Origin of the sequence: Candidatus Frackibacter sp. WG13, assembly GCF_900114655.1 — a bacterium.
Taxonomy (GTDB): Bacteria; Bacillota; Halanaerobiia; order Halobacteroidales; family Acetohalobiaceae; genus Frackibacter.
Genome location: NZ_FOTT01000044.1, coordinates 1 through 1,748, shown reverse-complemented (window position 1 = coordinate 1,748; position 1,748 = coordinate 1). Strand labels below are relative to the sequence as shown.

4 protein-coding genes are annotated in these 1,748 nt (G+C 30.4%); all 4 read left to right on the top strand.

Features of this window, described 5'->3' with window-relative positions; genetic code table 11:
- Nucleotides 1-639: 639 nt before the first annotated feature.
- Nucleotides 640-807: a hypothetical protein gene (locus BM077_RS13815; protein ID WP_176941742.1), complete on the top strand. Its 168-nt coding sequence runs from the start codon at nt 640-642 to the stop codon at nt 805-807.
- Between the two features lie 254 nt (nt 808-1,061).
- A complete protein-coding gene (locus BM077_RS13500) occupies nt 1,062-1,259 on the top strand; it encodes a hypothetical protein (RefSeq protein WP_089751206.1) in 198 nt (65 codons plus the stop codon).
- 22 nt (nt 1,260-1,281) lie between these two features.
- Nucleotides 1,282-1,434 (top strand): hypothetical protein, encoded by a 153-nt coding sequence (locus BM077_RS13810; protein WP_176941743.1) that lies wholly within the window; start codon nt 1,282-1,284, stop codon nt 1,432-1,434.
- A 114-nt stretch (nt 1,435-1,548) separates the two neighbouring features.
- A partial coding sequence (locus tag BM077_RS13495; protein ID WP_143079011.1) for a hypothetical protein occupies nt 1,549-1,748 on the top strand: 200 nt, incomplete at its 3' end.

The window sequence follows — 1,748 nt, the reverse complement described above, 5'->3', positions numbered from 1 at the left end:
GAATTAAGAGAGATTATGGATGAGATCGATTATAAGGAAGAATTGAAAACAGATGTTGAAGACTCTAAAAGCTTTAAATTTGCTAATAGCAGAGGATTAATAGGAGTAGAAATAGCGCTTTATGCAGTATTTTTAGTCTGGTTATTAAAGACATTTGTTCCGTTAGGATTTTAATTTTCACAAAAAGACTAACTGATTAAAATCAGTTAGTCTTTTTGCATGTAGTGTAATAATGTTAAGGTGAGGGGCATATAGATATAATAAATAAAGATTTAAGCCTAAAATTTTAAGGCGTGTATGGAAAATAATTAGACGCGAGAGAGAAGTTATTTTTTAATTGTGAAAGTGAAATCAATCACAATAGTTAGATTAAAGACATACAATATAGTAATTAAATATTTAAAGCCTAAAAATTTCAAGGCATGAATGGGGAATAATTAAATGCGGGAAAGGGGTTATTTTTTAAATTATTAAACTCAAATTATTTACATTATCAATATTTAAAGCAGTAATGAATCTATTAAAATTTTAGTTATACATATGGTATATGGAGCATATAATGTAGTAAGAGTTAATACTTAATTACCATCTATTTTACACTTATCCAGATCCATTTGATGCCAAAATGGGGGATTAATAATGCAAGATGTAAGATGTAAGTGTAATAAGTTGGTGGCAAAACTAGAAGGTGACAAGGTAATTATTAAGTGTCGACATTGCAAGCAGTTTGTGGTGATTCATGCGAAACAAGTAAAGATGATTACTTATTATAATGAAAATTTAAGCGCAAGAGTCCAGAGGCTTTAAGTCCAGAGGCCAGCATTATGTATTATACATAGTGCTGGCATTTTTTAATTTATATACGTTTAAAAATAATATGTTTAAAAAATAATATTGTGATAAAGTTCAGAGACTAAATTCAAGTCCAGAGACTTTAAGTCCAGAGGCTAAGGTTGAGATTTTCAACCTTGGCCTTTTTCTGTTTATTGACTATATGACTTATATAAGATGTCAGAAGTAGGCTGAATCAAAATTATTTTAAGAGAAAGGAGGAGAGAAGAATGACTTTCATCTTAATAATTAGTGCGATCTTAATTATTATCTTTAGTTTGGGTGCAAGCTGGCTATTAGTTGATGACACATTTAATATTGAAAATAAGACTTTAAAAGGAGTTGCCTTTGTTCTTTTAAGCTGTTTATTATTGGTATTAACTTCAGCCTTTTATACTATGTTGATTTGGCCGCCGCATATCTTTTGACATTAAAAGAAGGAGGCATGATATGGTGGATAAGGTGGATAATTATCTAAGATGTAAGTGCGGTAAAATCGTCTGTGAGATAGTAGAGGATAAAGTCATTATTAAATGCCGACACTGTAAGAGGTTTATAACAATATTTACTGACGGCATTCTTGAAGTAGAGTATAAATCATAATTACAATTGAAAAGAGATAGTCCAGAGACGTTAAGTCCAGAGACCAGTACTATTAATTTAGCTGGTCTCTATTTTTGTTTTTTGGTATTGATTGGAAGGAGTGAAAATTAAAGAATGAATTCAAAGCATTTTTATTATCTTATGTTAATATTAATTCTGATCTTTTTTAGTAGTGGTATAGTCTTAGCTCAGGATAATATCCCAAAGGTTAATAAATCATGTTTGACTTGTCATCAACGAGAAGGGTTTAGCACTAAGCATGACGGTAAAGAGATATCATTAACTGTTGACCCAGCTGTACTAGCAGATTCGGT

Bases quoted from the DNA above. Each gene is read 5' to 3' on its own strand.
- BM077_RS13815 (WP_176941742.1), top strand. From the start codon at position 640: ATGCAAGATGTAAGATGTAAGTGTAATAAGTTGGTGGCAAAACTAGAA.
- BM077_RS13500 (WP_089751206.1), top strand. From the start codon at position 1,062: ATGACTTTCATCTTAATAATTAGTGCGATCTTAATTATTATCTTTAGT.
- BM077_RS13810 (WP_176941743.1), top strand. From the start codon at position 1,282: ATGGTGGATAAGGTGGATAATTATCTAAGATGTAAGTGCGGTAAAATC.